Raw genomic sequence first — 26,049 nt, 5'->3', positions numbered from 1 at the left:
CAATCGTCTTTCCATCTTTGCTGATGGCCAGGGCGAAGACCACATTCTGATGGCCGCGCAGTTCGCGGATTACTTCCCCCTGGTGGTTCCACAAGCGCACGATGTTGTCCGCACTGCCACTGACAATCGTCTGTCCGTCGGGGCTGATGGCTACGACATTGACCAAACCCTGATAGCCTCGCAGTACCCCAATTTGTTCCCCCTGGCGGTTCCACAAGCGCAGGGTGTCGTCCGAACTGCCACTGACAATCGTCTGTCCGTCGGGGCTGAAGGCGACGGCCCTGACCGAACTCTGATGGCCGCGCAGTTCCCCAATCTGTTCCCCCTGGCGGTTCCACAAGCGCACGGTATTGTCATTACTGCCAGTGACAATCGTCTGTCCATCGGGGCTAAAGGCCACGGCCAAGACCCCATACTGAAGGCCGCGCAGTTCCCCGATTGACTCCCCCTGGCGGTTCCACAAGCGCACTGTGTTGTCATTACTGCCACTGACAATCGTCTCCCCATCGTCGCTGATGGCTACGGCAAAGACCCCAAGCTGATGGCCGCGCAGTATCCCAATCTGTTCCCCCTGGCGGTTCCACAAGCGCACTGTGTTGTCTCCGCTGCCACTCACAATCGTTTGCCCATCCGGGCTGATAGTCACGGCATCGACCCCAAGCTGATGGCCGTGCAGTACCCCAATCTGTTCCCCCTGGAGATTCCACAAGCGCAGGGTGTTGTCCAAACTGCCACTGACAATGGTCTGCCCATCCGGGCTGAAGGCCACGGCCAAGACTGAACCCTGATGGCCGCGCATTACCCCGATTGACTCCCCCTGGCGGTTCCACAAGCGCAGGGTGTTGTCCACACTGCCACTGACAATGGTCTGCCCATCCGGGCTGATGGCGACAGCGCTGACCATATTACCATGGCCGAGCAGTAACTGGATTTGCTCCCCTTGGCGGTTCCACAAGCTCACACTTCTGTCCTCACTGCCACTGACAATCGTCTGACCATCTGAGCTGATAGCTACGGCATAGACTGAACCCTGATGGCCGCGCATTACCCCAATTTGTTCCCCCTGGCGGTTCCACAAGCGCAGGGTGTTGTCAGCACTGCCACTGACAATGGTCTGCCCATCCGGGCTGATAGCCACGGCATAGACCGAATCCTGATGGCCTCGCAGTATCCCAATTTGTTCCCCCTGGCGGTTCCACAAGCGCAAGGTGTTGTCCTCGCTGCCACTGACGATGGTCTGTCCATCGGGGCTGATGGCTACGGCTGTGACCGCATCGTGATGGCCGCGCAGTTCGTGGATTACTTCCCCCTTGCCGTTCCACAAGCGCAGGGTGTTGTCCACACTGCCACTGACAATATATTCCCCGTCCGGACTAAAGGAGACTGCTGTGACCGGACCCTCATGATATCCTTGAAGGTAATTTTGTTCTCGGACAGTTTGAATCCCACTCAGCAAGCTATCTTGAACAGGACGGAGAACCTGCTGCAATTTGCCTTGACTCTCTCCCGTTGCCTGTATCATCAGAACTAAGCCGTCTAAAGGTTCATTAGTGGTTAACAAATTCTTGGCTCGGGCTGCTTTTTCCCCTAAGCTGGCAATGGTGGCTTGGCGTTGGGCATTTAGCCAGAGTCCCGTTACCAAGGTCAACACGGCAACAACGGCACTAATACTGAGAATGCGGGTGGTGCGTTGGTGGCGGATGCTTTTTCTCACAAACTCTTGCGCTACGGCGGAGAGGGGAAAGGTTTCCCCGTAGCGTCGCACAAATACCTCGACCTCAACTAAATCTAATCCCCTGAGTAATCCCTCGCGGCGTTTGCCTTTGTCTTCCCAGTCTTGCGCTTTCTTTTTGATGTCGTCTCTTTGGCGCTTGACTTCGGGGTTTTCGTCCTTGACCCACTGTTTTAATTGCTCCCAGTTACTCATCAGGGATTCGTGGGCGACATCCACTACGGTGATTTTATCGGCTTTGTTCCCTCTGGCTTGCAGTTCCCGGGTGACGATTAACCGCGCTGCTTCTAATTGGTCGAGGACGGTTTCCACCTGTTTGGGGGAGGGGGGTAAGTCGGTTAATTGGGATTTGCGGACTTGTCGGGCGGTGGGTGTGGTGCTTTCTACCAGTTGGGTGAGTTCGAGGAAGATGCTCTTGGCAATCTTCTTTTGGTCGTCGCTAAGGGACTTATAGACTTTCTCGGCTTGCCTTTGTAGGGCTTCTTGGACCCCGCCCATATCTTTATAGCTTTCGACGGTCAACCGTTGGCCAAATTTATACAGGCGGTCTACCATTTGCTGGAGGACATATTGTAATAGGGGCAAACTCCCGGGGGATGCCTGTACGTCTTTCAGCATCTGGATTTGTAGGTCAGAGGGGATTTTCCAGCGTCCGACTTCTTGGATGGGTTTGCTGATGGCTTCCCGTAATTCCGCCTCGTTCATAGGGCCAACTATTTCTTTATTGGTTTTATTGGTGTTAATCAGTTTCAACAGTTGGGGATGTTCGGCACATTTGCCCAAAAAGTCGTCTCGGATGGTGATGACTACCCGGAGGGAGGATTCTTCGTCATCTGTTTTAGTCAGAGAGGGAGATCCCCCCCAACCCCCCTTAGTAAGGGGGGAGGAAGAGTTGGCAGCGATCGCCCCGCACAAGCAATCCAAAAAGGATTTACGGGCCTCATTTGGACATTGTGGGGTAAACAGTTCCTCGAACTGATCGACTACTAATACACAAGGGCGTTTAGTCTGGGAAATCAGCCGTTGTAGTCCTTTCGCACCTTGGGCGAGTTCGGCGTTGACTTGTTCTAGGGACAGCTTCTCATCCACCAAGACCTGCGCTAAACTGCCGAGGGGGTCGTCTCCGGGTTTAAAGGGTTCATAAATTTTCCAGGTTGCTGTCTCGGAAAAGGTGCTGCCTTTCTTTAATTCGGGAATTAACCCGGCCCGGACGACGGAGGATTTACCACTGCCGGAACTGCCAGAAACTGCGAGAAAAGTTTTGTCGTGAATCAAATTCACTAAATCTCGCGTTAACTCGCTGCGACCAAAGAAATATGGGGCATCGGCTTCTTGAAATGCCTCTAATCCTTTATAAGGATTAAACCCTGTCTCGATAATATCTGTATAGGGTAGGGGCTCGGCCTCTGGGTCAATCAGGAGAATTTCGCCGTCTCGGTTTCTACAGTCCGGGTCTTGGTAGAAATCTTGGCTGTTTGAATTATTCCGCCTTAAATTCTGTAACTTATACTTAAAATTGGCCTTGACATACGCGGATAAGGTGACGGTGTTAATCAGTCCGGGTTGTTGCAACCCTTCCAATAAAGTGGCGGTAAAATAGCTGTGTTCTCCTTGTCCTTCTATCGGTTCAAACGCGGATTGAGACGCGGCACAAGCTGACATTAAACAGCGAGTCACAATTTCTGACTTTCCGGGGTCAATTTCTTGCGCTTCCTTATAGTTAAAGACTTCTCCAGCATGACAGCAGTCCAAAATCACGATTTGCTGTGTTACGGGACTCAGTTCTAATATTTGTCGGAAATCAACTAGGGATACACCCCATTTCTTTGAATCGAACTCTTTAGGATTAGCTGAACTGGTGGCTAAAAAGCCTTGGCTTTTTCTACCTTTGACATATCGCAACCCATGTCCGGCAAAAAAGAGGAGGGCAACTTCGGGGATATTGCTGCTATCCTCGATCGCAAATAACCAGTCGATGTCATTTTCTAACTCATCCTTGGATACCTTGCTATCTCGACCTGGATCGACCCATAACCCTGTTTCACCGCGTGGGGAGGGCAACCCTCTGATTTCGTCAAAGCCCATTTCGTGCAGTCGTTGGGCTACTGCATTGGCATCGTTAGCAGGAGTGTTGAGTCTTCCCAAGTTGGAATTGAGATAGCAGTTAATGCCGACGACTAAAGCTCTTTTCATTTTCCCCTACTAACGCTAAAATGAGACTAGCCAGCCCTTATGCTCCCTAGGGTTAGCTTGTTGGCTAAACCCAACCCGTCTGTTCCGGGGCTGACCCATTGCAATGTTTATCGTAATTTTAATCCCTTGCCCGCCCAATGGAACCTAATCTTGACAAAACGTTACTCGCTTTTTTGCTGGCTCTCTACCGCCTCGAACCTGCCCTCACGGATGATGAATTGTATGCTTTAGATGAGCTGGGGGATACTCTGGGCGATTGGTCGCCGGAGGAGGAGTTGACCCTGATTACTAATATCGACGAAATTGCCTCGGCTAATCCTGTTTTAAATCAACTTTATCAAGAAGCGTTGACAAAACTAGCGCCTCTGGAACTGGAGGAACTTTATCAGCGTTTGCCGTCGCCCAACCGAGTGGATGAGCTACTCGGTCTTGCCTTTACCGGCAGAGGTTATCGACCGCAAGGAAAGCCGAATCAACGGACCTGTGAACTGGTGAATTTGAGTCGGCTGGTGATGACGCGCGATCGCCCGGATAAAAGTGTTAAAAAAATTGAGAGTTTAGCGGAGTATTGGGAATTACCGCAAGCACCGATATTTTAGGATAATCCAGCCGTTTTCTTACCCCATATTGAATGAGCAAACCGGAAGATGGCGGGATAATTTTCCCATCCAATTCTATGAACAATATCATTTATCCCACGGTTGATTTATTCCTCTATGATTTGCGCGACGGGTTGGGCGACAATCCCGATAAAGTGCAAGAAAATTGGGATAATTTCAAACAAAAACTGCCGGAAACTTTACATGATCGGCTCAAGTTTGATTCGGGGTTTGAATCGGAGTATGAGGAACTTTTACCGAAAGAGGACGAGTTTTACCAATTCAGCGGTTACGAAGGGTTTTATTACCCGGTGCGGATGAGCGATATGTATGGGCTGTTGCTGGATTGTTCGGTATCGGATAAGCGGACTGCACAACCGGCGAAATGTATTAAACAAATTAAGGCGGAAATCAATCGTCGTCTGCGCGAAACTTCGGCAACGTTAGGTCAAACTTGGTTGATTTATGGGCAATTGCCTCACCCGGGTCAAAATCCGAAAGATGTGGCTCAAATTTGTTATAATGCGTTGTTTCCTTGGGCGAATTGGCAGGATGATTTTCAGGGTCAAGGTCACCTGTTGGGGGGGACGGTTTTTGAACTGGATTCTTTTAAGCTATTGCTGCAAGAAACGGTCAATAAATCCGAGGATTCTGCGGCATCTAAGTCCCGGTGTTTTGACAGTCATCATGTGATAATTATTCTGTATCCGACTGATAATGCAGCTAAAGCAGGGGCGGAGTTGATGTATGATTGGATGCGGTTATTTGCCTATCGCGCTAAAATTCTTTGGGCTTATGGACAGACCCGGGAACTGAAACACTACCTGAAACAAGATTATATCACAATTCAAGATTGTTTGAGACAAATTCGCGGGAATGAGCATGAAAATTTACCTTTAAGTCAACTGAAAGATATTCTCAATCAAGCTCGCAGTATTGTTTCGGATTACACGATTGATGTGGATGAGTTGGGGTATCAATTGCGGACGATCGCCATTAATCTGGACAACTACAAAAAACGCAGCGAAATCATTGCTAAAAAATTAAAATCGGAGGAGTTTTCGGCATTTGCTACTCAACCTACAGATATCGCATTTTTAGCGAACTTTAGCAATCTTGTCACGGAGAAATATTTGCTCCAAGTGGAAAAAGATTATGAAAATTTGAGCCCGGGTTTACAGCGGTTGGAGTTTGCGATCGCCACGATTCGGGGGTTGGTAGAAGTCGATCGCGCTAGGCAAGAACGGCGGTTCCAGAATAATCTCACAATTTTTGGGTGGGGTTTAGCAGCAGCGGCGATCGTTGCTTCCCTTTCGCCACAGTTTCCCTATGTGACTGTCCCGGGGGAAGTGCTGACGACGGAAGTAACCCCGGATACGGAGGCGATCGCCTCGGTAGAAAGCAATCCCAGTCTTTCTGCCTCCTGGAATGCACCCGTTCTCTCCTTGGGATATAGTCTCGCTGCTGGGTTGTTGTTTATGGCGATCGCCAGTTTCTGCATTAAGCAGAAGGAACAATGACATTACCGCATCGGGGGTATTCTCAACCCTTTTAACCCCGTCTCCTTGTGCGCCTCACTTAATCCTTTTCCTTGGATTAACACGCCAAATCCCCCTAATCCTCTAGGGTCGATCGCCTCATGTAAGACTTGCCTGCGATTAATCATTGTTCCTAAATCCATGCCTGGAGTGGTGGAGAGTGCCGCAATGCGATCGCCTAACCCCAATGCCATTAAAAACATTGCCTGCTGGGTAAACCCTAATTTCTCTAATCCCCAGGATTCCCCGAATCGTTCCAATGCGGTAAAATCAACGTGAGCAGTTATATCCTGTTCCCCAATCAAAATATAGGGATTATCATGATGGCGGTGTTGATAATAGCATTGTAATGTTCCTTGGTGTCGTGTGGGTGTATAATATCGCTGAGCCGGATATCCATAATCAATGGTTAGCACATATCCTTGCTTGAGTTTTTCGCTCACTTGTCTCACCCAATCCAATGCCGCGAGATTGACTTCCGTGCGATATCCGTCTGGATAGGGTTTTCCCGTGATGTCAATGTCAATCCATTGGAAATACTCGGTAATTTGGGGAGTGGAGAGTTCCCCGGTGATTTCTTGAAAAAGAGACGCTTCGGGGGACTCGGGTATTTTGTCCGAGGTGGTGATATAAATTTCTTGGAGTTTTCCCCCTGCTACCTGAATTTGATGCACAGGGAACGCATCGATTAACTCATTAGAAAAGAAACAGCCAGTGATTGAATCTTTCTCGATTTCTTCCCAAGTCACCCAGCGCAAATTCGCACCATTGCTGGAGAGTTTGGAGAATTGCTGCTGTTGTAACTGGCGCATTGCCGGGGATTGTTCGATAATTAGATATTCGGTGGCGGTGAAACAATCCCGATGGTGGCGATAGAGATATTTGATGACATCAGCAGCAATTAATCCTTGACCCGCACCCATTTCTACGAGGTGAAATGGGGTAGGCTGTTCGAGTATTTCCCAAATTTCGATGAACTGCACTGCCAGCATTTCCCCAAAATCTGCGCCTAAGTGGGGAGAGGTCATAAAGTCTCCCTGTGCGCCAATTTTTCCAACATTGGCGGCGTAATATCCATATTGGGGGTGGTAAAGCGCTAATTCCATATAGTCGGCAAAGGTGATTCGCCGTTGGGGATTTTGTAGGATTTTTTCTTGGATGATTTGGGTTAACAAGTTAGACATATTGAGCTAGGATTTAAGAGTAGGGTGGGTATGGTTTCCCTACCGCAATTAGGCGGCAGAGCCGCTGATTGGGCGTGTCACGGCTTCAGCCATGACACGAGGTTTATAACGAGAGGATATTTCATTATTGTTATGAATTAGCCCGCGTAGGCGGGCTTCGTCCGTAGAGCCCCACCCTTTAGGGTGCGGGCATCTAACGAGAGGATATTTCATTATTGTTATGAATTAGCCCGCGTAGGCGGGCTTTGTCCGTAGAGCCAGACCCTTTAGGGTGTGGGTATCTATGGATGAGTTTTGAATTCTGAACCGAGGATTCAAAACTCAAAACTCATCACCGTTTAATTATCGGTCAACGGAACCCATAATCACGTCGATGCTGCCGAGAATTGCCACAATATCCGCGACTTTGTTGCCGCGTAAAATAGAGGACAAGACTTGCAAATTATTGAAGTCAGCAGCGCGGATTTTCCAGCGCCAGGGGAAGACGTTATCATTACCAATTAGATAAATTCCTAGTTCTCCTTTGCCACTTTCCACTCGGAAATAATGTTCTCCAGCGGGAATTTTAAAGGTGGGGGCAATCTTTTTGGCGATGAATTGATAGTCAAATCCGTTCCATTCGGATTTGGGTCCTTCCATCATCCGTTTGGCTTCTAGGTTCTCGTAAGGTCCACCGGGCAGACCTTTTAAGGCTTGGCGAAGGATTTTGAGGGATTCGCGCATTTCGGCCATGCGGACGATATATCGGGCTAAACAGTCTCCTTCGGTGGCCCAGCAGACGTCCCAATCAAAGTCGTCGTAGCATTCGTAATGGTCAACTTTTCTCAAGTCCCACTTGACGCCGGATGCTCTCAAGACGGGACCGGAGAGACCCCAGTTGATGGCTTCTTCCCGGGAGATGACGCCGAGGTTTTGAATCCGGCGACGGAAAATGGGGTTATTGGTGATTAGGCGTTCGTATTCGTCAATGACGGGATCGAAGTAGTCGCAAAAGTCTTCGCATTTATCGACCCAACCATAGGGGATGTCAGCGGCGACGCCACCGATGCGGAAGTAGTTATTATTGACCATGCGTTGGCCGGTGGCGGCTTCCCAGAGGTCATAAATCATTTCGCGATCGCGGAAAATGTAGAAGAATGGACTAAGTGCGCCGACGTCAGCGAGGAAGGGTCCCAACCAGAGCAGGTGGTTAGCGATTCGGTTCAGTTCCAGCATGATTACCCGCAGGTAGCTGGCACGTCGGGGAACTTCGATGTCGGCGAGTTTCTCCGGTGCATTGACGGTTACCGCTTCGTTGAACATTCCCTCAGCGTAGTCCCAGCGACTGACGTAGGGAACGAACATGATATTGGTGCGGTTTTCGGCAATTTTCTCCATGCCTCTGTGCAGGTAGCCCAAGACTGGCTCGCAATCGACTACATCCTCACCGTCAAGGGTGACGATTAGGCGCAGGACCCCGTGCATGGAGGGATGGTGCGGTCCCATGCTGAGAATCATGGGATCGGTTCTGGTTTCTATCCGGGTTGGTGGTGCCATAAATGAGGGTGCTCCTGTTGAGACAGATTTGGGCTGCCCTACCGGCCCGCGATGGGGGATTTTCTACAATCTAAAATCGGGACGGGGTAAGGCAGTTTGCTTGCCAATTGTTTCTTTTTGTTTTATTGCTTTCATCATTATAGGGAGATTGGGTCAGTGGTAAATCAGGGAGTGAGTGTAAATTCGGAGGCAATGGAGGAGTTTGTCCATTTGTCGGTTTTGAGTCGGGAAGTGGTGGAGGGGTTGGCGATCCGTCCCGGGGGGCGTTATTTGGATGCGACGGTGGGTGGGGCGGGTCATTCACGGTTGATTTTGGAGGCGGCCCCGGGGGTGCAGTTGGTGGCGATCGACCGCGATCGCTTGGCCCTGGATGCAGCGGGGAGTCGGTTGGCGGAGTATGGGGATGCGGTGACATTTTGGCAAGGGAATTTTGCGGAATATCACCCCCAAAAGCTGCGGTTTGATGGGATTGTGGCAGATTTGGGGGTGAGTTCGGCCCAGTTAGACCGCCCGGAACGGGGGTTTAGTTTTCGGTATGAGGCTCCGTTGGATATGAGAATGGATGAACGGCAGGAGTTGAATGCAGGGGAGATTGTGAATCATTGGGATGAGGTGGAGTTGGCGGATATTTTTTATCGGTATGGAGAGGAGCGATTTTCTCGCCGGATTGCGCGGCGAATTGTGGAACGGCGTCCGTTGGAAACCACGACTCAGTTAGCATCGGCGATCGCCTCTTCAGTGCCAGGGAAGTACCGGCATGGGAAAATACATCCAGCTACTCGGGTGTTTCAAGCGTTGCGGATTGCAGTGAATGGGGAACTGGCTGCCCTGGAAACGTTTTTAGAAAAGGCTCCTGAGTGGTTGCATCCGGGGGGACGTCTGGGTATTATTAGCTTTCATAGCTTAGAAGATCGACTGGTCAAGCATCGGATGCGGGATTCACCGCTGCTTAAGGTGCTGACGAAAAAGCCGATCACGCCAGGGGAAGCAGAAATTGCCCACAACTCGCGATCGCGTTCGGCTAAGTTGAGATTATTCGAGCGTATTGAGCCGGATCTAACCTAGGAGATGCAAGGTCCCCTGGGTGAAGACTCACCGGCGGGGTGTGTTAGGGCCCAGAAAACTGACCCACTGGCTCACCCCAACGAACAACGGTCTTCAACAAATCGACCGAACTCAATTGCAGGCTGCTAACAAGCCAGCTCTCTATGTTAAGCTCATTTGAGCGGAGGAAAGCCCGTTAGTGCCTGCCGATCGCCGGGTACTTTTGTAGAGAAAGGAATGCCCACCCAAAGCGTGATTTGCCAGTGGTGTTCTCAACCCGTTAGGCACCCGATTGAGATCGGCCCGTCGAAAACAGCCGTACAAGGGCGCAAGTCACACTGAATCCATATAGCCTGTAAGTGGGGTATCGCATGAGTCGGGGAAAAGGGAGCAAGCTGAAACTGATGGTAGTCGATGATGAAATCGACAACCTAGACTTGCTATACCGGACGTTTCGGCGGGACTTTGACGTTTATCGAGCAGATAGTGCGTTTAAAGCTCTGGAGGAGCTGGACGAAAGCGGCGAAATGGCCGTGATTATTTCAGACCAGCGAATGCCAGAAATGAACGGCACAGAATTTCTCAGTAAAACGGTAGAACGGTTTCCCGATACGATTCGGATTCTACTGACTGGCTACACCGATGTAGAGGACCTGGTAGAGGCGATTAACTCCGGCCAAGTATTCAAGTACATCACCAAACCGTGGAACCCTGAAGAATTAAAGGCGGTGGTTCAGCAAGCGTCTGAAACTTACAAGGTTGTTAAGCAAAGTACGAATATCCTCCGTCGCGCTCTGCGCCGGGAAGCATTATTTAATGCGGTGATGAGCGCGATTCGGGAGTCTTTGGACTACCGCAGTATGTTGCAGACGATTGTGGAAACGGTCGGCGAAAATTTTGAGGCGACTCGTTGCATTTTGCGACCTGTAGAGGGCGATCGCCTCACGCCGGACTCGTTTTCATACCTGAACCCCGACACAGGCTCCATTGATGTACCCGATGAGGAGGATTCCCTGATTGCCACCGTCCTGGAAAGCCGTCAGACTCAATTAGTCCAAGGAGACAATCAGGGCAAGGATTCGACTCGCTTGGTTGTCCCCCTAAGCTACCAAAAAGATCTGCTCGCCGTGATGTCGGTCTACCAAGATGGCAGCGCTACCAGTTGGTCTCCTGAAGATATCCAACTGATTGAAGGGGTTGCTGAACAAGCCTCCCTAGCGTTGTCTCAAGCAAAGCTCTATCAGCGCACTGAGGAGCAAGCCCAGCAAATGATGGCTGAATTAGAGGTGGCTCGTCAAATTCAAACCAATTTGCTTCGTCAAAGTTGGCCGGAATTTGAAAGCGCTCGGGTTCAAGCCTCTTGCTATCCTGCTCGCGCCGTAGGCGGTGATTTCTTTGAGGTCTATGTTCATGCTCAAGGTGATATCTGGGTCGCTGTGGGTGATGTTTCCGGTAAAGGGGTCCCCGCTGCGCTGTTTATGGCAAGTGCTATTTCGGTGATGCGGCGTGAACTGGCGCAAGAAACTTCGCCAGAACCCCAAACGGTTATGACCAATCTCAACAGCGCTCTGGCAGATGACCTGATGGGCAATAACTGTTTTATTACAATGGTTGTGGCTCGTTATCGCCCCTCTACCAGAGAATTGGCCTATGCAAATGCGGGACATATCTATCCCCTCGTCTGGTCTCATCAAATGTTAACTTCTTCTGATGCAGCAACGGTCGAACCCAATTTCCTTAAAGCTCGGGGAATTCCTTTGGGAATTTTACCCGTCTGGAGAGGCACTGTTGGGAGCATGGAGTTAAATCCAGGGGAAGTTTTTCTGCTAACGAGCGATGGTCTCACGGAGGCCACCATCACCAATCCCGACTCCTCTATTGGACACCATAAGGGGTCGATGTTGGAACAAGAGGGTCTCTGGCAGTTGATCGGTCAGGAAAATCATCCCCTCGACCTCAATCACTTATTAGCTCGCGTCCGCGAAATTGCTCAAGAGCAGGAAGATGACCAAACTATACTTTCTCTGGAGGTTCTGTAAGCAATGAGAACTGAGTTGCACGTCCCAAGCGACTTGCGGTTTTTGACGATTGTTGAAAACTGGCTTTTGGGCTGTCTGGAAATGGAGCTTGGAGATCATATTGAGTGGCCCCGTCAGTCGAATCGCTTACGTTTAGTTCTGGCGGAAGCCTATTCTAATGTGGTGCGTCACGCTCACCGGGATCAACCCAATCTCCCGGTCCTGGTTCGACTGGAACTCAAGGAACGGGATATCGCCCTGGAAGTTTGGGATCATGGCAAAGGGTACGATTTATCGACCTATATGGCCCCAGTCCCGGAACAAATGCCCGATGGCGGTTACGGATGGTTAATTATGAATCGTCTAATGGATCGGGTGGAGTACAGTCTCCAAATTGATGGTCGTAACTGTCTCAAGTTGGAAGCGAGTATGTCGGAACAAAAAGCGTAAGCGATTACCGGTCTATGGAACGGCGATCGCTCTATTTTTTTCCGGGGTTCCGATCGTCCGTTCGGGCGGCGAGGATTCTGTGGGAAAGCTACTCTACTCTCTAGGCGATCGCCCCTTGACGTTCCCTCTCCCCCTAAAAAAGGGGTGCATTCTATGTCTAAGAATTCCCAAAAATAAAATATCCAAAACCCACACCCCCAAGGGTCTGGCTCTACGGACAAAGCCTGCCGACGCAGGCTACAAAAGTAAAGTAGATCCTTAAAGCTTCTGCTCTCTCCCCCATCCTCCCCATCCCCCCATCCCCCCATCCTCCCCATCCCCCCATCCTCCCCATCAACCAATGACCAATGACCAATGACCAATGACCAATGACCAATAACCAATGACCAATGACCAATGCCCCTACCGTCTCAGGTTGACTAATTCTTTCAGGGATGCTAACAATTTGACCCGCACGCTGAGAATTTCTGCTGCTGCATTCAACACAAAAAACCAGGCAACATTCACTTTAAAAAAAGCCGTCTCCACTTGTCCCCGGATTTCAAAATGCCGATTTCCCCCTTCTACCGATTCCCGAAATTCCGCTCCCGGATACAGTTTCATTCCTTTAGCTTCGGCTTGTAAATAGGCCGCGATCGCCTCCGGTCCCACCACAGGTTCCTCAAACGGTGGCCGCAGTTCCCCGAACGGTGCAAATAACTCGCTGACTAATTCAAACTCCCCTTCATTCAACCCCTTAAAATACTGCTGAATTGTTGCACCAAACTCCTCCTGTCTTCCTCCTTCAGACAGAGAATTATCCAGATTGGAGTTATAATTTATCCCGGTTAGGGTCTCTAAATTTGTCATAATTTTCTCCTAAAAATTTTGAATCAATTGATAACTCTTATAATTCTAGGTCAACAAATAAAATCTGGCTGCGGAAGAAAACCAAAACTTCCACAAGCCAGATAGGGGTTTGCCTAGGGAGAGGCAAGAACGTTGGGAAAACTTATATCAATCTCAATGGGAGGGTTTTATCTCCTCCTAGAGATGCAGATAAAAACTTACAGAGTTTAAAATTTAGAGATTATTCGCCGTGGTGTGCCACCAACACAGGCGCTTAAGCCAGTAAGCGGGTTGTTTGTGCTTCTGCTTTTCTTTCTTGACTCCCATTATGTAACATTTCTTTACAAATGACCACCCCTCAACAATCAGAATTACCAATCACTGTCTTAACCTAGAGTAATAGGACTCCCAAACCCCAGGGACCGCCTGACTTCCAGCCCATTATTGACTCGGATTAAAACTCTACCGCCAGTCCCCTCCCCTGTGTTTTGGGTAAGGCATTCGGAATCCACTAAGTGAAAAGTTGACACCGAGACTGGTTAAGACCCCCCCTGGCGATCGCATTCACCCACCCAGAAATCTAGCCATGAACCCCACCCCCACCCAAATTAAAGCCAAAGCCCAAGAATTGGGATTTCATCAAGTCGGCATCGCGGCGATCGACCCCCCAGACCCCGCCCCCGTCGCCGCCCTACAACAGTGGTTAGCCCAAGGCTATCAGGCTGAAATGGATTGGATGAACAATCCCAGACGCCAGGATATCCGCCAAGTCATGCCCGATGTCCAATCCGCAATCTGTGTTGCCCTCAACTACTACACGGAACACCAACACCCCCAAGACCCTGCCTATGCCAAAATCTCTCGCTATGGCTGGGGACGGGACTATCATAAAATCATGCATAAAAAGCTCAAAGCTCTCACTTTATGGCTGCAAGCGCACAACCCCGATATTCAAGCCCGCTATTATGCGGATACTGGCCCTGTACCAGACAAAGTGTTAGCACAACGAGCGGGAATCGGTTGGATTGCTAAAAATGGCAATGTAATTTCTCGACAGTACGGTTCCTGGATCTTTCTTGGGGAAGTTCTCACGAATTTACCTTTAACCCCGGACTCTCCTCATACTTCCCATTGCGGCACTTGTACCCGTTGTATCCAGGCTTGTCCCACTGGGGCGATCGCCCAACCCTTTGTAGTCGATGCCAATCGGTGCATCGCCTATCATACCATCGAAAATCGTGCAGAAACTTTGCCCGACTCCATTCAACCTCACTTAAGCGGCTGGGTTGCCGGTTGTGATATTTGTCAGGACGTTTGTCCCTGGAATCAACGCTTTGCTCAACCTACGGATGTGGCTGAGTTTCAACCCTATCCGGAGAATGTTTCACCCACTCTGGCAGAGTTAGCGGATCTTTCTGATGAAGAATGGGACCGCAGGTTTCGGGGGTCGGCATTGCGTCGGATTAAACCGGCGATGTGGAGGCGGAATGCTGGGGCGAATTTAGAGGGGATTAAGAGGATTTAAGAGGGGAGGGTAACCACTGATTTCACTGATTTTCACGGAGGGGATTAGGTGCGAAGGGTGTGAATGAGGTGGCGTTTGATTTCTATGAATTCTGGTGTGAGTTTGGTGTCTAAGGTGCGAGAGGGGGGTAGGGAGATGGTTTGTTCTTCTTTTATTTTTCCGGGATGGGCACTCATGATATAAATGCGTTGGGATAGGAAGATTCCTTCTTCGAGGTCGTGGGTTATCATTAAGATGGTGGTCTGAGTTTGGGACCAGAGTTCTATCATGAATTGTTGCATCTGTTCTTTGGTTTGGGCATCTAAGGCTCCAAAGGGTTCATCCATGAGTAAGACTTCGGGTTCGTTAGCTAAGGCGCGGGCGATCGCGACTCGTTGTTTCATTCCTCCCGAGAGTTGTTTGGGATAGGCATTGCTAAATTTTTTCAATCCTACGACTTCTAAATAGTAGTGAATTCTCTCTTGTCGTTCGGCTTTGGTTATGCCTTTGAGGGAGAGTCCAAACCCAATATTATCGCTAACAGTGAGCCAGGGAAATAAGGAGTAGTTCTGGAAAATCATCCCGCGATCGCACCCGGGTCCTAAGACGGGTTCTCCATCAATCAGCACTTTCCCCGATGTCGGAGTTGCTAATCCTGCTATGATGTTTAATAGGGTCGATTTTCCGCAGCCAGATGCCCCGACGATACAGACAAACTCATTGCCTTGAAGGTAGAGGTTGATGTTCTCTAATACCACCAGGCGATCGAAGGTTTTATAAAGTCCTTTGACTGCAAGTTTCGGGGAATCAGGTTCGGGGGCGGCTTGGTTCATTTGATTAATTGCGATCGGGTTATTTAAAATTACATTTTGGGGCGCGGCGCGATTTTTTTTTGAGGATTGGGTTGCAAACCTAGCAGTTCGTGATATTATATGAGATAATGAGAGTGGTGCTTATTTTAAAATTTTACTCACCATTCTCATTATCATATATAATAGCACAAAAATCAAGACGCGGCGCATTTTTTTTTAAAAAAGTTGGCGCGCCGCAATTGTTAAGTTATTTTAATCGCTGGGCAGTCGCCATCATCTAAATGGGAACTGCGATAGAGTAGACGGGATTCGTTGCGACGAGAGACTGAAAGATTATGCCGCGATCGCCCAAATCCCATCTCAAACCTTCCATCTTTTGGAGTATTCGGCAAGGATTTCCCTACCGACTCCGGGTTCTGTTAGCTATCAGCGCCCTTGCCATTCCCCTCATCCTCTGGTCCATTTTAAGCTATGGCGGATGGATATCCCCGATGCTATTGCCAACCCCCACCGCTGTCTTTAGTGCAGGCATTCAAATGTTTGTGCAAGAGAATTTATGGGGGGATGTAGTTGCCAGTTTCCTGCGCGTCACCGCCGGATTTTTGGCAGCGGCTGCCGTTGGCATTCCCATCGGAATTGCGATGGGAACATTTTACAGCATGGATAGTTTATTTAGCCCGATTGTGGGGACAGTCAGGTATATGCCAGTCGCGGCATTTATTCCCTTGATTATCGTCTGGTTTGGACTGGGAGAAAGTGCCAAAATTGTCATCATTTTTTTAGGCATTGTCTTTTATAATGCCATTATGATCGCCGATGCGGTAAAGTTTATTCCTAATGAATTGTTGAATGCGGCTTATACCTTAGGGGCGAACCGATGGCATATTTTATCGCGAGTGATTTTACCCGCATCTGTACCCAGTATTTTAGATACCTTGCGGGTGAATATAGCTGGGGCTTGGAATTTCTTAGTGATTTCTGAATTAATTGCAGCCGATCGCGGGTTAGGATTTAGAATTGCCCGGGCGCAACGGTTTGTGCAAACCGATCGCGTCTTAGTGACAATTGTGGTAATTGGGGCGATCGGCTTACTCCTGGATTTAGCCTTTAAAACCTTATCCAAACGAGTCACCCCTTGGGCGGAACATTCTCAACATTAAACCCGAAGGTTAGGGGATGAAGCGAATCAAAATTGGCAATCATCCCCTGTGTTTGAGGAGAGGGGAGAGTTCCTGTTCCCTAGAGGCGATCAGCGGTTGCCGAAGCCCTCCAATTTTTGACAGCCTCCTTCAACACCGGATTAAGAAAGAACCTCCTGACCCCTTCCTGTTCCTGAGACCCCACAAAAAACCGCCGACTCAGGGATTGAATCAGGTTAAAACATTCATTCGGAGAGAATTGAGTCAGGTGCAAGAGTTGCGCTAAACAAACGGGTTCTGCTTCCTGAGAAAGTTGTCCCATAACTGCCAATTCTTGAGCCGTTAAGCGATGAAACTGACCAGCTAAATCCTCTTGCAAGGGTTCACATAAAATCACTGTTTTATAAGCTAAAAAATCCGAGACTCGACCCGCAAAAACTTCACGAATTAACCCGGCAGTTTGTACTAACCATAAGGGATTGCCTTGATAAAGATTAATCAACTCATCCCAATTGGGTTCATCCAATAACTTGTTATCTCGTAAAATTCCGGTAGCGGATGCCCCTAAACTTCCCAAAAGAAAAGAGCGAATCGGCAAATTTTCGCTTTCTAGGGTAGAAACCATCAGTGGTTTTTCCCAACTCAGCAGCATCAGACAACTCTGATGATTGACTTGGGCGATCGCCTTGAAGCAATCCTGATAGTCTTCATACCCCGATTGATATTGACCCGCCAGCTTACCCCCAGCAAACAACATCTGCATATCATCCAGAACAATCAAACAGCGAAACTGACGCAGATGAGCAATTAAGTCAGTTAGTTGAGTTTCCAGGGTATTAGGACCCTCAGAATCTGGAGAAAAAGCAGCCCGTAAATTAGTCAGAGTTGTACTCAGAGAAGGACAATACCGCAGACTGCGATAAATGACATAATCAAACTGAGATTTAATCTGATCAATCAAACGGAGTGCTAGGGTGGTTTTACCGATGCCATTGAGTCCGAGGAGTGCAATCAAACGGCATCGTTCCTGAATAATCCAGCGATCGAGTGTGGCGAGTTCCTCAGTTCGTCCGTAAAAATTGAAGAGTTCCGGTGCGTTGCCTAAGTCGAGACGGAGTGCAGTGGGAGTTGCCTGGGGTTGTTGTGGTTGAGTGGGCGATCGGCTATGTTCCGGACAAATATTAACGTTATTAATTCCAACAAAATTTTTTACTGTAGTTGATGAAACGTGAAATTTAATACTTTTGTTTAATACGGATCTAAAATTCGCTTTACTAACTTCTTTCCCCAACCCTTCCGAGAGAATTTTCCAGAGGTCCGAACCCACATCTCGCACATACCCCTCACTCGCATAAGTCTCTTCCGCAATTTTCGAGTAAGTCTGACCCTCTACCGTTCCTTGGAGTATCGCCTCTTGGAGATAATCCAGATGCTTTCCCGTCTGAGCAAAAACCAGCTCATCCGCCAGATTCAACACTTCCGTGATGTTCATAATTTAACGAGGGTACTAGGGTTTTGCCTATTATATCCGATCTTTCCGACATTTCCAACAAAAAATTGGCCCTATCCGATAAATTTACTGACTTTTCTGATAAACCCGCCGATGTTTCCGACTTTACAAACCCAATAACGATCCAGAATAATTTACAGGTAACGATTCAAATTTTCACCAAGTTTTGTGAAGATATGAGCAATAAAAATGTAGGGTTAAGCTCCAAATACGAAGAGGTTGTAGGCAGTTCAACTATATATATCACGAACAAAACTGTTCAATTTGGTGAAGAGGTATATCAATTTCATAACATGACTGGATTTGGTGTGTCAGAAATACCTAGAATGCTTTTACCAATCAAATTAATTTTAGGTCTGTTTCTTCTGGGTCTGTTTGCAGCCAATTTTCCGGATGACGCCGCAAGAAGTTTTGGTATATTTTTTATAGTAATAGCTTTAGTGTGTTTAGTTTACAATCAGGTACAACCCCGGAAATATGGATTGGCAATTTATTTTAACTCGGGAAGGTCGATATTTTTTTCAACCGGCGATAAGGCGGGATTGAAGTCTGTTGTGGCTACCTTGTACAAATATATGGACAGCGATAAAGATTTAGGAACTTATGTAGTCAATATAGTTGAAGGAAATGTTACGGGTAATTTTATTGGGGGAAATGCCCATGAAAATAATGTAAACTTTCGATAAGTACGTGAAATAATAGGAGATAAAAGTAAAATGACTGACCCCAATTCAGTGAAAAATGAAGTTGGCTCTGTTACAGGAACTTATATCGGTGGTGCTGCTAATAATAACACCATAAAAACTACTGTAAATGAGAGACAAGAAGCCAAAGAAGATAATCCAAGCGCTGGAGAATTGTTGAATTCTCTGAAAGCATCAATTCAAAATGAATCTAGCCTAAGCGAAGAGAATAAAAATATGGCTTTACAGGAAGTGCAAAAATTAGAGGAGGCACTAAATAATCCTGAAAATCCCACCAAAAAGCAAGAAGCTAAGACAGCCAAATATACCCTTCTTGGTATCCTGACCGAAAGCTTGCCTACCGCTGCTAAACTTGTAGAAGAGTTTAAAAAACTGTTGCCTTACATTGCATCTGCACTGGGATTAGGATAACAAATTAGAAGCCTTCCTTATTTTTAGCTAAAAAATGACAATTTTTTTAGGCCCCTAAGCCAAAATATTTTGTTATAAAAGAGCCATTTTATGCAGCACTTTACCGGCTGCATTTTCTATGATAATTTCTTGCAATTGTTCGCCGAGAACAAGGGAAGCATCCAAAACTTCTAATCCAGCCAGCTTTCCATCTGGACTGTAATTGGCAATAATTTCTTCTGAGAGTTCTCTTGTTTCGGCGGTTGCTGTTGGTAAAGGCAACAGTTCGATATAGAGTGCATCCACTTCGGAATCGTAATAAATTTTCATGGTTTCCTGTGTTTAATTGAAATAATAAACTTTAACCGTGATGACAACTATTTGCTCCAGTCCTTCTTTAAAGATAGCGTCAACAGCTTTATAAAGATAAAACTCTTGATTTATTGGGGAATCCTTATTGTAGCCGAATTGAAGACGAGAATGCAACTTCCCATTTTTAGCAGGTTGCCAGTTCCCGGAACGAATAGCTGTTATGACTTCCTCTTCCTCAGCACCTCTTAGGAGCATTTGCTGTCGGGCATGGTTTGAAAAGTAAATAGGCTTTTCCATCTTGTCTCATCTTGTCTCTGGGTTTTTATCTTTGGGTGTATTTTAACAAAACCAGGTGGGGTCTCGTGCGGTTTTGTCCCGATCGCGATCGCCTCCTCAAACATCGGATACAATAGTAGAGCCCCAGCCGAAACGGGGAGCCACCCGAGGGTCCCTAAATTGGCTCTATGACTCAAACCCGAGTTACCCTTGCAGAAGCGGGTTCCCTTCTTTAACACCACCCAAATCCTGAATCCATAGCGGGATTACTGGACTTCGGGACGGGTTAGCATTTCGTCTAAACTTCACGCTAAACTGGATAGAAAACCTAACTTACCCCAATTTCTACCATGCTCAGTGCTACTGTCACCGATACCGGACAAATTACCCTTCCCCAAGAAATCCGCGATCGCCTAAAACTCGTAAGCGGTAGTCAAATCAGCTTTGTGATTGATGAAGAGGGACAAGTTAAACTTTTCCCCCTGAATGTTCCTGTGCAAGAACTCTCCGGAATCTTGCACCGACCCGAGATCAAGAAAGTGACCCTCGAAGAAATGGAGAGTGCTATCTCTGAGGGGGCGAATGATTGGAATTGATACAAATATACTTGTTCGCTACCTCATTCAAGATGATCAGCAACAGTGGAAACAGGCGGCAGAGTTTATCAAACAAAACCAGCCTTGTTTTATTGCCAATATTGTCCTTTTTTCTGATTATTTAATTGGAGCGATCGCCCCTAAATTTGCTGTATGACTCAAACCCTAGTTACCCCACCAGAAGCCGGTTCCTATTTGGTCTTATATGGCGTCACTTGGGAGATGTACGAACAACTCCTGGCTATTTTTGAGGAAAATCCGACGCCGCGCATGAATTACTACAAGGGAACGTTAGAACTGAGGACGCCGTTACCGGAACATCAAACCTATAGCTGGACCTTGGCACGTCTGGTTACGGCGCTATCGGAGGAACTGGAGATGGAAATTTGTGGGTTAAAATCTACAACCTGGCGATCGCAACCCAAGGCAGTCGGCAAAGAAGCCGATGAATGTTTTTATATTCAAAATGAACGGGCAATTCGCGGGAAGTTAAAGATTAATTTAGCCGTAGACCCCCCGCCCGATTTAGCCATTGAAATTGATACAACCCATTCCTCGGTGAATCAAATGGATATTTATGCAGAACTAAAAGTTCCCGAGGTATGGCGTTGGCAGCAGGGGAAACTCAGCCTTTATTGTTTGACTGAGGCGGGGTATGTAGAATCAGAAAACAGTTTAGCGTTTGGTTCGTTTCCGGTGAAAGAATTGCGGCGGTTTATGCAGTTAGACTCGGAAAAAGGAGAAAATGCTAGATTGCAGGAATTTCGGCAGTGGGTGCGATCGCAATTGCCAAGCTAGAGAATTGCTAACTCGTCCGTGAGGGGATGAAGCGAATCAAAATTGGCAATCATCCCCACCTGATTCTAACTAGATTGTTTATCTCGCAGGGCGAGAACAAATCTAGGATCAATGAAGGGAGTTAAATCGGGAATTTGTTGGATTTGATTTCGAGATTGCAAGAACTGGGCGAGGGAATTCAGAGTGTTTAATAAATAAACATTACTTTCAGCATTCGCCAGCATCTCGATATTGGCGTTCAAATCCGGGAGACGCACCCCTTGCAATCCTGCTTGTAATTCGTCAACAGGAATGCCTAATTGAGGAGAGGCGATCGCCACCCCCTCCTCGGGATTTGCTTCCAGAAATGCCACTCCTTCCAAAACTCCGGCAACAAAAGCTTCTACCATTTCAGGATGGCGATCGGCATATTCAGCATCGAACACATAAAGGTCATTAATTGCCGTCGGCATTTGGGAAGAATCATAAATAATTCGTCCATCGGGTTGGGCGGTATTGGCTTGTTGTAAATAGGGCGCATAAGTGACAGCGATGGGAATATTTCCCGCTTGATAAGCTGCCGCTGCTGCATCCGGTGGCGCATTAATTAACGTAAAATCTTCTGCCCCCAAACCCACCGTATCCAACACTTGCAGCAGAAAGAAATGACTGACGCTGCCTTCTTCCACCGCAATTTGTTTGCCTCGAAAATCAGATAAACTGGCAATACTACGGCGGGCCAAAATTCCATCTGCCCCAACAGAAGTATCTTGGACTAAAACAATTCTAAATGCCTTGCCTGCTGCTGCTAAAGTCACCGCCTCCGATCCCACCGGAGAAACCGCATCTAACCGCCGAGAAATAAAAGCCGTATTGGCATCGGTATTGGCACTAAAGACTTTAATATCTAAGTTTAACCCCCGGTTCTGAAAAAAGCCTTTAGCTTGGGCAATATAAAGGGGAGTAGAACCCACCCAGGTAAATAAACCTAGGGCAGGGGATTGGTTATTAGCAGGAGGAGTACAAGCGTGTAAAGCCAGACCCCCAGCGGCACCAACTAGCATCCACAGAGTTTGACGACGAGTCCAACGTTGAGTCATGGGTTGAGGAAATAAGATAGACGCAAATTGTATTGTATCTGAATTAAATTGTTCTTTTTTATTGGTTTTTATCTGTCTGCTAATCTTTACAAAATAGGCGGGCGTCTCCTTCGATTTCGCCCCGATCGCGATCGCCTCTTCAAATATCGGATACAATAGGAGAGCGCAAACCGAAGCCGGGAGCCACCCGACTGGCCCTAAATTTGCTGTATGACTCAAACCTTAGTTACCCCCCCAGAAGCCGGTTCCCATCTGGTTTTGTATGGCGTCAGTTGGGAGATGTATGAACAACTGCTGGCTATTTTTGCGGAAAATCCGACCCCGCGCATGAGTTACTACAAGGGGACTTTAGAACTGAGGACACCGTTACAGGAACAGGAACGCTATAGCTGGACCTTGGGACGTCTGATTACAGCGCTATCGGAGGAACTAAAACTAGAAATTTGCGGGTTAAAATCCACAACCTGGCGATCGCAACCCAAGGCAGTCGGCAAAGAAGCCGATGAATGTTTTTATATTCAAAATGAACGGGCAATTCGCGGGAAGTTAAAGATTAATTTAGCCGTAGACCCCCCGCCAGATTTAGCCATTGAAATTGATACAACCCATTCCTCGGTGAATCAAATGGATATTTATGCAGAACTAAAAGTTCCCGAGGTATGGCGTTGGCAGCAGGGGAAACTCAGTCTTTATTGTTTGACTGAGGCGGGGTATGTAGAATCAGAAAACAGTTTAGCGTTTGGTTCGTTTCCGGTGAAAGAATTGGGGCGCTTTATGCAGTTAGACTCGGAAAAAGGAGAAAATGCTCGACTGCGGGAATTTCGGCAGTGGGTGCGATCGCAACTGCAACAATAACGGATCACGCTTCATCTCCCGAGAAGGTGAAGATGGTTACGGGAGAGGGGACACCTCCTAACGCCTGATAGAAATCAAGGGCATGAATATCCTCATTATCTGCACCAACAAACACTTCCAGGATTCCTACATCTGCTACCGCCTCACAGAGTGCTGTCAGCAAGTGCCGTCCAATCCCTTGGCGCTGATAGTCTCTGCGGACCGCAATATCGTAAATAAAAACTTCCGACGACTCACTTGTAGTCAGGGGTAGAGTATGTGCCGTGATTCCGCCCACGATGTCATCGCCTACGAATGCGGCGATCGCCCAAAAGTCTTCTCGGTTTAAGAGACAATTCAGGTAATCATTGCTCAAGGGTTCATAGGCTTCTGCAAACACCTCAGCCATTAGGGTGAACAGCCCCCTCGCCAATTCGCGATCGCCATCAGTCAGCCTTTTTGTTTGGATCTCCGGACCGACTCTTTTTCCAGTTGGGTTTGGGATGATACTCATTGGATGCCTCAATTCCCCAGATTTGATAAAGATTTACCTTGAATTTTCAACATCTGATTACCACCCTTTCTAAATTCATAATCCACCGATTCAACCTGTACATTAAACGCCGCACTGGATAGATTCGCAATGACTGTTTCCAAATAGGGGGATAACTCACCCTGCAAATTAATCAGCGGAAAAATCCGCACCTCTTCACAGACTCGCAGAAGTTCAGTGATTGAATCCAAATGAAACTCCAGGGATAAATGTTCCGAATAGGAAAACAGGAGATGAGAACAGAGTCCCAATGCAAATTGATGGTCATCAAATGCTAAATGGGGCAAAGATTGTTGTTGATACCGACCTTCAGCTTTACCCGCTTCATAATCTAGTAAAAACCGTTCCATTGCAGCCCAACGGGATTGTCCCAATTCATCCGCATTCTGGAATCTATTCCAAACATACTCATGGGAATTTTGTCGAACTTGGGAAACTACAGATTCGTAAGTGTTTTGAACCCGCTGTTTAATTTGTTCTCCCGACCATTGATAAAGGGGGTCAACGGAGATAACCGAATGTCCCAGAGCGGTCATTTCCGCATTAAAGCTGGCTGGTCCATCCCCACAACCCAATATTTTAAATTTTAAATTGGCTGGAGACAAATTAAACATTAATTGATATTCTTCCAGGGTTCTGCCCCAAGGGATAATTTCATTCAGTTTCATAAGTTTTGGAATCAGCAGCGATGAGAGTCAAATCTCACGATAGCACTTCTTACCCTTGAACTGCATTACTGACCACCCCCCAAGGGAAGTGCATCACCCAGGAACTAAAAACCGCTCCAAATGATGAGGAAAGCCCTGTTGAGATCCACCTATCCCTCATCTAAAGGATTTACATAATTTTAGGGGGTCCTGGCAAAATAGCGGGATAACGGCTCACATATACGGTTCCTCAAGCCTTACCCATCCGGGTTGAGAGCAAATTGTTAACAAATCGTGAAAAATAACTTAACTCAGGAAAAATAACAGAATTTTATGGCTCGGATTGGGGTAGAATCAGAAAAATACGGTAACTTGGTCGGAATACGAGGGAATAGGGTCCTGCTGTTTCCTGGGTTCTCCAGGTCCCGATGATTTAGTTTTTTTGAAGAGTCAGGAGCTTTATTTCATGCGATCGCGCTTTTTTAAACTGAAAGGAGTCACAGCCGCCATTCTGGCTTTTGTGACATCGGTGTTAGCTGTTACGGTGGTGATGCCTGCTTTATCCCAGCAAAGCAGCATCCCCAATTTTCATTTGGCTGCTGGAACCAACGCGAGTCACATTCGTTTAGTCAGCCCCCAATGGTTAGCTGAACACCTCAACGACGAAAACCTGCGGGTTCTGGATGTTCGGATGAACCCCTTGGACTACATCCAGGGCCATGTCCCAGGGGCCGTTCATATCGCGGATAACACCTTCCGAGGTCCCAATGGTCGTTTGCCCATCCAGTATTGGAATCTCGACAATTTACAATTCCTCTTCACCCAAGCGGGTATCACTGCAAACAGCGATGTGGTGGTGTACTCTGATGGGAACAACCTCCTGGGTTCTACTATGGTCGCCTACCTGCTAGAGCGGAGCGGCCATGCCAAAGCTGCGGTTTTAGATGGTGGCTATCCAGGTTACCGAGATGCCAAATTACCCCTCACCAAAGCCTTTCCGCAGTACGAAGCGGGGACATTCACGATGAAGGATAATCCCTCCGTGCGAGTAACATTAGACGATGTGCGTGGCTTTGTACAAACCGGGAAGGTTACCTTCATTGATCCTCGCCCTGCGCCCCTCTATGCCGGTGAAGTTGACCTATTCCAACGCAATGGTCACATCCCCGGGGCGAAGAATATACCCTGGCCAACCTTCACCATTGGGGAAGACAACCTCCACAAGCTCAAGCCCCTTGATGAAATTCAGGCCATACTAGATCGCCGGGGAATCACCCGGGATGATACAATCGTGGTAACTTGTAGCACTGGGCGGGAAGCGACCCTGCAATATGTCGTGCTCAAGCACTTGCTGAACTACCCCAATGTACGGATTTATGAAGGGTCTTGGACGGAGTATTCCTCGTTCCCTGACCTGCCTCTGGAAACAGGTCAGGACCCCGACCTAGTCTAGATTTGATTCAGGGGTGAAAGGGTTAAAGGATAGCCGTTATCCAGTCCTTAACCCTTTCCCCGATCGCCCCTATTTAATAAAACAGGTAACTTGCCATGAAATTAAAGATATCACGATACTTGATTCTGACTGCTGCTCTCGGGAGCGTATGCCTAGGGGCTGCTGCTCCTGCGATCGGCCTAGATCCGGCCTCGGGCTGCCTGCCGACGGAGCTAGACCCCCCCAGCGACAGTGATACCGACAGTGACAGTGATACCGAGGATACGGAAACTGTTAGTTTCCGTTAGGGAAAGCGGCCCACACTCCCAGGCTTGTCGGGA

At 47.9% G+C, this 26,049-nt stretch carries 26 protein-coding genes; 15 read left to right on the top strand and 11 right to left on the bottom strand.

The features are described 5' to 3' along the window. On the bottom strand, positions 1–3,925 hold a 3,925-nt coding region (locus NG792_RS12235), incomplete at its 3' end, for an nSTAND1 domain-containing NTPase (protein ID WP_261235604.1). A 137-nt stretch (positions 3,926–4,062) separates the two neighbouring features. Here NG792_RS12235 and NG792_RS12230 point away from each other — a divergent pair. Both NG792_RS12230 and NG792_RS12225 read left to right on the top strand, forming a co-directional pair. Then, positions 4,063–4,524 carry a hypothetical protein gene (locus NG792_RS12230; RefSeq protein WP_261235603.1) on the top strand — a complete coding sequence of 154 codons (462 nt, stop codon included), beginning with the start codon at positions 4,063–4,065 and terminating at the stop codon, positions 4,522–4,524. Between the two features lie 77 nt (positions 4,525–4,601). Continuing rightward, positions 4,602–6,044 carry a hypothetical protein gene (locus tag NG792_RS12225; RefSeq protein ID WP_261235602.1) on the top strand — a complete coding sequence of 481 codons (1,443 nt, stop codon included), beginning with the start codon at positions 4,602–4,604 and terminating at the stop codon, positions 6,042–6,044. 2 nt (positions 6,045–6,046) lie between these two features. Here NG792_RS12225 and NG792_RS12220 read toward each other — a convergent pair whose 3' ends face one another. Together NG792_RS12220 and NG792_RS12215 are read right to left on the bottom strand one after the other, a co-directional pair. Beyond that, on the bottom strand, positions 6,047–7,246 hold the full coding sequence (locus tag NG792_RS12220) for a class I SAM-dependent methyltransferase (RefSeq protein ID WP_261235601.1): 1,200 nt from the start codon (positions 7,244–7,246) through the stop codon (positions 6,047–6,049). A gap of 342 nt (positions 7,247–7,588) precedes the next feature. After that, positions 7,589–8,782 (bottom strand): NAD(P)H-quinone oxidoreductase subunit H, encoded by a 1,194-nt coding sequence (locus NG792_RS12215; RefSeq protein ID WP_261201008.1) that lies wholly within the window; start codon positions 8,780–8,782, stop codon positions 7,589–7,591. A 192-nt stretch (positions 8,783–8,974) separates the two neighbouring features. On the opposite strand from NG792_RS12215, the gene rsmH reads away from it, so the two are divergent. The 3 genes from rsmH (at position 8,975) to NG792_RS12200 (ending at position 12,294) form a co-directional block, all read left to right on the top strand. Beyond that, on the top strand, positions 8,975–9,847 hold the full coding sequence (rsmH, locus tag NG792_RS12210) for a 16S rRNA (cytosine(1402)-N(4))-methyltransferase RsmH (protein WP_261235652.1): 873 nt from the start codon (positions 8,975–8,977) through the stop codon (positions 9,845–9,847). A 350-nt stretch (positions 9,848–10,197) separates the two neighbouring features. Beyond that, positions 10,198–11,865 carry a SpoIIE family protein phosphatase gene (locus tag NG792_RS12205; protein WP_261201007.1) on the top strand — a complete coding sequence of 556 codons (1,668 nt, stop codon included), beginning with the start codon at positions 10,198–10,200 and terminating at the stop codon, positions 11,863–11,865. Positions 11,866–11,868: 3 nt separating this feature from the next. After that, complete coding sequence (locus NG792_RS12200; RefSeq protein ID WP_261201006.1) at positions 11,869–12,294, top strand: ATP-binding protein; 426 nt, start codon at positions 11,869–11,871, stop codon at positions 12,292–12,294. 402 nt (positions 12,295–12,696) lie between these two features. Here the strand turns inward: NG792_RS12200 and NG792_RS12195 are convergent, their stop codons facing one another. Next, positions 12,697–13,143 (bottom strand): nuclear transport factor 2 family protein, encoded by a 447-nt coding sequence (locus NG792_RS12195; RefSeq protein ID WP_261235600.1) that lies wholly within the window; start codon positions 13,141–13,143, stop codon positions 12,697–12,699. Positions 13,144–13,708: 565 nt separating this feature from the next. Between NG792_RS12195 and queG the strand changes: the two genes are divergently transcribed. Then, on the top strand, positions 13,709–14,647 hold the full coding sequence (gene queG / locus NG792_RS12190) for a tRNA epoxyqueuosine(34) reductase QueG (RefSeq protein WP_261235651.1): 939 nt from the start codon (positions 13,709–13,711) through the stop codon (positions 14,645–14,647). Between the two features lie 44 nt (positions 14,648–14,691). Here queG and NG792_RS12185 read toward each other — a convergent pair whose 3' ends face one another. Continuing rightward, on the bottom strand, positions 14,692–15,459 hold the full coding sequence (locus tag NG792_RS12185) for an ABC transporter ATP-binding protein (protein ID WP_261201003.1): 768 nt from the start codon (positions 15,457–15,459) through the stop codon (positions 14,692–14,694). A gap of 314 nt (positions 15,460–15,773) precedes the next feature. Between NG792_RS12185 and NG792_RS12180 the strand changes: the two genes are divergently transcribed. Beyond that, the gene (locus tag NG792_RS12180; RefSeq protein WP_261235599.1) at positions 15,774–16,598 is read left to right on the top strand and encodes an ABC transporter permease; all 825 of its coding nucleotides are present in this window, start codon (positions 15,774–15,776) and stop codon (positions 16,596–16,598) included. A gap of 79 nt (positions 16,599–16,677) precedes the next feature. Here NG792_RS12180 and NG792_RS12175 read toward each other — a convergent pair whose 3' ends face one another. After that, positions 16,678–18,069 (bottom strand): ATP-binding protein, encoded by a 1,392-nt coding sequence (locus NG792_RS12175; RefSeq protein WP_261201001.1) that lies wholly within the window; start codon positions 18,067–18,069, stop codon positions 16,678–16,680. 23 nt (positions 18,070–18,092) lie between these two features. Between NG792_RS12175 and NG792_RS12170 the strand changes: the two genes are divergently transcribed. Together NG792_RS12170 and NG792_RS12165 are read left to right on the top strand one after the other, a co-directional pair. Then, complete coding sequence (locus tag NG792_RS12170) at positions 18,093–18,773, top strand: DUF6232 family protein (RefSeq protein WP_261201000.1); 681 nt, start codon at positions 18,093–18,095, stop codon at positions 18,771–18,773. Positions 18,774–18,803: 30 nt separating this feature from the next. Continuing rightward, positions 18,804–19,202, top strand: coding sequence for a hypothetical protein (locus NG792_RS12165; protein ID WP_261200999.1), 399 nt, complete (start codon positions 18,804–18,806; stop codon positions 19,200–19,202). A 72-nt stretch (positions 19,203–19,274) separates the two neighbouring features. On the opposite strand, the gene NG792_RS12160 is transcribed toward NG792_RS12165, so the two are convergent. Further along, on the bottom strand, positions 19,275–19,511 hold the full coding sequence (locus NG792_RS12160) for a DUF2283 domain-containing protein (RefSeq protein WP_261200998.1): 237 nt from the start codon (positions 19,509–19,511) through the stop codon (positions 19,275–19,277). 12 nt (positions 19,512–19,523) lie between these two features. Then, complete coding sequence (locus NG792_RS12155; protein WP_261235598.1) at positions 19,524–19,790, bottom strand: DUF4258 domain-containing protein; 267 nt, start codon at positions 19,788–19,790, stop codon at positions 19,524–19,526. 329 nt (positions 19,791–20,119) lie between these two features. Here NG792_RS12155 and NG792_RS12150 point away from each other — a divergent pair, with 329 nt between their 5' ends. The 3 genes from NG792_RS12150 to NG792_RS12140 are packed head-to-tail and all read left to right on the top strand — an operon-like array spanning position 20,120 to position 21,163. After that, complete coding sequence (locus NG792_RS12150) at positions 20,120–20,365, top strand: AbrB/MazE/SpoVT family DNA-binding domain-containing protein (protein ID WP_261235597.1); 246 nt, start codon at positions 20,120–20,122, stop codon at positions 20,363–20,365. Beyond that, positions 20,352–20,522, top strand: coding sequence for a PIN domain-containing protein (locus NG792_RS12145; RefSeq protein ID WP_261235596.1), 171 nt, complete (start codon positions 20,352–20,354; stop codon positions 20,520–20,522). The genes NG792_RS12150 and NG792_RS12145 overlap by 14 nt, the downstream gene beginning before the upstream one ends. Continuing rightward, on the top strand, positions 20,519–21,163 hold the full coding sequence (locus NG792_RS12140; RefSeq protein ID WP_261235595.1) for a Uma2 family endonuclease: 645 nt from the start codon (positions 20,519–20,521) through the stop codon (positions 21,161–21,163). Before NG792_RS12145 ends, NG792_RS12140 begins: the two co-directional genes overlap by 4 nt. Positions 21,164–21,228: 65 nt before the next feature. On the opposite strand, the gene NG792_RS12135 is transcribed toward NG792_RS12140, so the two are convergent. Next, entirely contained in the window at positions 21,229–22,242 is a 1,014-nt protein-coding gene (locus NG792_RS12135; RefSeq protein WP_261235594.1) for an ABC transporter substrate-binding protein, read from the bottom strand. A gap of 210 nt (positions 22,243–22,452) precedes the next feature. On the opposite strand from NG792_RS12135, the gene NG792_RS12130 reads away from it, so the two are divergent. Beyond that, a complete protein-coding gene (locus NG792_RS12130; RefSeq protein ID WP_261235593.1) occupies positions 22,453–23,097 on the top strand; it encodes a Uma2 family endonuclease in 645 nt (214 codons plus the stop codon). Positions 23,098–23,101: 4 nt separating this feature from the next. Here the strand turns inward: NG792_RS12130 and NG792_RS12125 are convergent, their stop codons facing one another. Both NG792_RS12125 and NG792_RS12120 read right to left on the bottom strand, forming a co-directional pair. Beyond that, a complete protein-coding gene (locus NG792_RS12125) occupies positions 23,102–23,590 on the bottom strand; it encodes a GNAT family N-acetyltransferase (protein WP_261235592.1) in 489 nt (162 codons plus the stop codon). Between the two features lie 8 nt (positions 23,591–23,598). After that, entirely contained in the window at positions 23,599–24,297 is a 699-nt protein-coding gene (locus NG792_RS12120) for an SAM-dependent methyltransferase (RefSeq protein ID WP_261235591.1), read from the bottom strand. Positions 24,298–24,718: 421 nt separating this feature from the next. Between NG792_RS12120 and NG792_RS12115 the strand changes: the two genes are divergently transcribed. Continuing rightward, on the top strand, positions 24,719–25,729 hold the full coding sequence (locus NG792_RS12115; RefSeq protein WP_261235590.1) for a sulfurtransferase: 1,011 nt from the start codon (positions 24,719–24,721) through the stop codon (positions 25,727–25,729). Positions 25,730–25,824: 95 nt separating this feature from the next. After that, positions 25,825–26,016, top strand: a complete 192-nt coding sequence (locus NG792_RS12110) for a hypothetical protein (RefSeq protein WP_261235589.1) — start codon at positions 25,825–25,827, stop codon at positions 26,014–26,016. Positions 26,017–26,049: the final 33 nt, after the last annotated feature.

The organism is Laspinema olomoucense D3b (genome assembly GCF_025370785.1).
Classification (GTDB): Bacteria; Cyanobacteriota; Cyanobacteriia; order Cyanobacteriales; family Laspinemataceae; genus Laspinema; species Laspinema olomoucense.
The sequence above is the reverse complement of the archived record's forward strand: the minus strand, read 5'-3'. Positions and strand labels throughout refer to the sequence as shown.

Excerpts from the sequence above, each read along its gene's own strand:
- NG792_RS12230 (WP_261235603.1), top strand. The coding sequence starts at position 4,063 with ATGGAACCTAATCTTGACAAAACGTTACTCGCTTTTTTGCTGGCTCTC.
- NG792_RS12225 (WP_261235602.1), top strand. The coding sequence starts at position 4,602 with ATGAACAATATCATTTATCCCACGGTTGATTTATTCCTCTATGATTTG.
- NG792_RS12220 (WP_261235601.1), bottom strand. The coding sequence starts at position 7,246 with ATGTCTAACTTGTTAACCCAAATCATCCAAGAAAAAATCCTACAAAAT.
- NG792_RS12215 (WP_261201008.1), bottom strand. The coding sequence starts at position 8,782 with ATGGCACCACCAACCCGGATAGAAACCAGAACCGATCCCATGATTCTC.
- rsmH (WP_261235652.1), top strand. The coding sequence starts at position 8,975 with ATGGAGGAGTTTGTCCATTTGTCGGTTTTGAGTCGGGAAGTGGTGGAG.
- NG792_RS12205 (WP_261201007.1), top strand. The coding sequence starts at position 10,198 with ATGAGTCGGGGAAAAGGGAGCAAGCTGAAACTGATGGTAGTCGATGAT.
- NG792_RS12200 (WP_261201006.1), top strand. The coding sequence starts at position 11,869 with ATGAGAACTGAGTTGCACGTCCCAAGCGACTTGCGGTTTTTGACGATT.
- NG792_RS12195 (WP_261235600.1), bottom strand. The coding sequence starts at position 13,143 with ATGACAAATTTAGAGACCCTAACCGGGATAAATTATAACTCCAATCTG.
- queG (WP_261235651.1), top strand. The coding sequence starts at position 13,709 with ATGAACCCCACCCCCACCCAAATTAAAGCCAAAGCCCAAGAATTGGGA.
- NG792_RS12185 (WP_261201003.1), bottom strand. The coding sequence starts at position 15,459 with ATGAACCAAGCCGCCCCCGAACCTGATTCCCCGAAACTTGCAGTCAAA.
- NG792_RS12180 (WP_261235599.1), top strand. The coding sequence starts at position 15,774 with ATGCCGCGATCGCCCAAATCCCATCTCAAACCTTCCATCTTTTGGAGT.
- NG792_RS12175 (WP_261201001.1), bottom strand. The coding sequence starts at position 18,069 with ATGAACATCACGGAAGTGTTGAATCTGGCGGATGAGCTGGTTTTTGCT.
- NG792_RS12165 (WP_261200999.1), top strand. The coding sequence starts at position 18,804 with ATGACTGACCCCAATTCAGTGAAAAATGAAGTTGGCTCTGTTACAGGA.
- NG792_RS12160 (WP_261200998.1), bottom strand. The coding sequence starts at position 19,511 with ATGAAAATTTATTACGATTCCGAAGTGGATGCACTCTATATCGAACTG.
- NG792_RS12155 (WP_261235598.1), bottom strand. The coding sequence starts at position 19,790 with ATGGAAAAGCCTATTTACTTTTCAAACCATGCCCGACAGCAAATGCTC.
- NG792_RS12150 (WP_261235597.1), top strand. The coding sequence starts at position 20,120 with ATGCTCAGTGCTACTGTCACCGATACCGGACAAATTACCCTTCCCCAA.
- NG792_RS12145 (WP_261235596.1), top strand. The coding sequence starts at position 20,352 with ATGATTGGAATTGATACAAATATACTTGTTCGCTACCTCATTCAAGAT.
- NG792_RS12140 (WP_261235595.1), top strand. The coding sequence starts at position 20,519 with ATGACTCAAACCCTAGTTACCCCACCAGAAGCCGGTTCCTATTTGGTC.
- NG792_RS12135 (WP_261235594.1), bottom strand. The coding sequence starts at position 22,242 with ATGACTCAACGTTGGACTCGTCGTCAAACTCTGTGGATGCTAGTTGGT.
- NG792_RS12130 (WP_261235593.1), top strand. The coding sequence starts at position 22,453 with ATGACTCAAACCTTAGTTACCCCCCCAGAAGCCGGTTCCCATCTGGTT.
- NG792_RS12125 (WP_261235592.1), bottom strand. The coding sequence starts at position 23,590 with ATGAGTATCATCCCAAACCCAACTGGAAAAAGAGTCGGTCCGGAGATC.
- NG792_RS12120 (WP_261235591.1), bottom strand. The coding sequence starts at position 24,297 with ATGAAACTGAATGAAATTATCCCTTGGGGCAGAACCCTGGAAGAATAT.
- NG792_RS12110 (WP_261235589.1), top strand. The coding sequence starts at position 25,825 with ATGAAATTAAAGATATCACGATACTTGATTCTGACTGCTGCTCTCGGG.